Raw genomic sequence first — 2,591 nt, 5'->3', positions numbered from 1 at the left:
AGTTTGATAGCTTTTTGTACCATTTCATCAGCCGAAGGCTTTTCGTCTTCTAAATAATAAGGAAGAAGGAGTGCCTCTAATTCGCCCATAACTTCGGATGGGATAAAATAGTGAAAGTAATAACGTGCAATTCGATTTTCAACCTCAATTGGAATCATCAGAAATCCCCCAATCCGTGGCGTTCACGCATCGAAACTTCCCCATCTATGAGAATCTTATAAGAATTATGCACGACACGATCTAAAATGGCATCTGCCAACTGAACATTTTCTATCTTCTGATGCCACCCTTTTGGTGCAAACTGAGAACAAAAGATAGTTGAAGAGTGATTTAATCGAGCTTCGACTATTTCTAATACATGGATCGAATCTTCCTGATTTAATTCCGTGAGAAGCCATTCATCAACTATTAATAAATCAACTTTCCGATATTTATTTACTAACTTACGATAACTACCATCTGCTTCAAAACGAGCTACCTTTAATTCATCAATTAATTCAGGTAATCGGATATATTTCACTTTCTTAAACTGCCGACAAGCTTGAACACCGAAAGCATTCGCTAACCACGTTTTCCCGTTACCAGAAGCGCCCATAAAGATTATATTTTGTCCGTCTTCAACATATTGGCCAGTTGCCAATCGTGTCATAAATTCCTTATCTAAATGGCGATCAGGATAATATTCAATATCCTCAACACAAGCCTCAGGTTCACTAAATGTCGCTTGTTTTATTAATCTTTGTAGTTTATTCGATTTTCGACGGGCATACTCATAATCAATAAGTAAATTAAATCTTTCTTCAAATGATAAGTTTTGGATTTCTCTATCATTTGAATGATTTTCATAAGCTTCTGCCATACCACCTAACCGCATTTTTTTTAATTTATCTAATGTTTCTTCGTTTCTCATAGCTATTTCCCTCCAAAGTAATCGGAACCACGACTAAATCCATAATCTGTATCTGTTCGGACAGATTTTGAATGTGATGAGCCGCTATTCTTTTTGTGTTCATATTGACGTTTTATAATGGTTTTGAAAGTAGATAACGTAGGTTGTTTGGTTATACTTATGATAATTTCACTACTTTCCTCAATGAGTTGTACAGAATACTTATTTTCGAGATTTTTGATACCCATCAACATTTTTAATGCACGTTTCTCAACCTGTTGATTTAGTATTTTTTCAACCATTTCTGAAGTATTGCTCCCTATTTTTTTAGACCAATGTCGTATATTTTCAGGTGTATGTTCTGCATACTTTCGATGGTGATCTGGCATATGGTCATGAAGTGTACTGTATTGATCAACTTTATTTTTTATGCGTTTATGGGATGCAATTCTAGACTGATTGAAGTAAACTTCAATTAGGTTCTTTGTGAGTCGGACCTCAACATCACATTGAACATATTCATACGGAACGGAGTAATAGTTTCGTTCAACTTGAATGTGGTAGTTTAACTGAACTTTGGCTATTCTCCATTCCGTTAACTCATAGTCAGGTTGTCTCACTGGTATTAAATAGGGAAGTTCCTCTTCTTCAAAGACACTTCGACGCGAACCTTCCTTCTTTTGAAAAGGTTCATGATTCAATTCTTCTAATCTTTTCCACATTAATGCATTTAAATCTTCTAAATAGAAACATTGAACATTTCTAAGAGATGCGATAATTTGCCGTGATATAAAACCCACAGCACCTTCAACACTTGATTTATCTTTCGCTTTTCGAACGCGAGTTGGAACAATAACTGTTTGATAGTGATCAGCTAACTCTCTGTATGATTCATTGATAATTGGTTCAGCGTAATCTGGTTTATTTACGCCTGTACGTAAATTATCAGGAACAAGCGTTTCAGCAACACCATTAAAATATTTGAACATGGTAATATGTGCAGTTAACCAACTTGAAGATTTCATATCTAAAAACCCTTCAGCGTAACTGTATTGACTAAATGGAAGTGCAGCTACAAAAACGTAAACCTTAATATCTTCACCAGTCGTACGATCTATTAGTTTGAGAGTTGTACCTGCCCAATCTACTTCAATTGATTCACCTGGTTTGTGCTTTAGAGGCATGGTAACTTTATATTTACCAGCATAACTTTGATAGTGTTCACAATAAGTACGGTAAGCATATGGAATTGCTTGTTGTTCTTTAGCTCGTTGGCTATACTCTCTATGCAATAAACTTAAAGTCATATGTGGCTTACCTAGCTCCTTATGAACATAATCCCAATCTTCTTGGAAATATCCTTTCGCTTGTGGACGTTTTTCGGGAAAAAGGAAATCTTCTAACCAGTGATCAGACATTTCTTCAGTGAGTTCTGTTAACCCCCTTTCTTTAGCTTTATTCACGATATCGCGAATGGTATGCCTTGAACTTCCAACAGCGACTTCTATTGTTCTTTGTTTCATGCCATTGAAGTAGTGTTCAAGAATTCTGCGATATTTAACCATAAATAAACCCTCCCATACAATGAATTCATACTAGATTAATAGTATGTGTCACCATTATACAAAAGGGTTTCAAGTGTAACTATAAAATTGTAGGTTTATGGATGGAGCGGAGCAGCTCCCGCACTCATGGGGCTATT

Annotated in this window: 2 protein-coding genes; both read right to left on the bottom strand. The window is 35.8% G+C overall.

Annotated elements, in window-relative coordinates:
• Positions 1-157 precede the first annotated feature (157 nt).
• Positions 158-910, bottom strand: coding sequence for an IS21-like element helper ATPase IstB (gene istB / locus SPD89_RS22535; RefSeq protein WP_336264191.1), 753 nt, complete (start codon positions 908-910; stop codon positions 158-160).
• 2 nt (positions 911-912) lie between these two features.
• Positions 913-2,454 (bottom strand): IS21 family transposase, encoded by a 1,542-nt coding sequence (gene istA / locus SPD89_RS22530; protein WP_336264190.1) that lies wholly within the window; start codon positions 2,452-2,454, stop codon positions 913-915.
• Positions 2,455-2,591: the final 137 nt, after the last annotated feature.

The organism is Pseudogracilibacillus sp. SO30301A (genome assembly GCF_037072025.1).
Classification (GTDB): Bacteria; Bacillota; Bacilli; order Bacillales; family Amphibacillaceae; genus Pseudogracilibacillus.
This window is presented reverse-complemented; position numbering and strand designations above follow the sequence as displayed.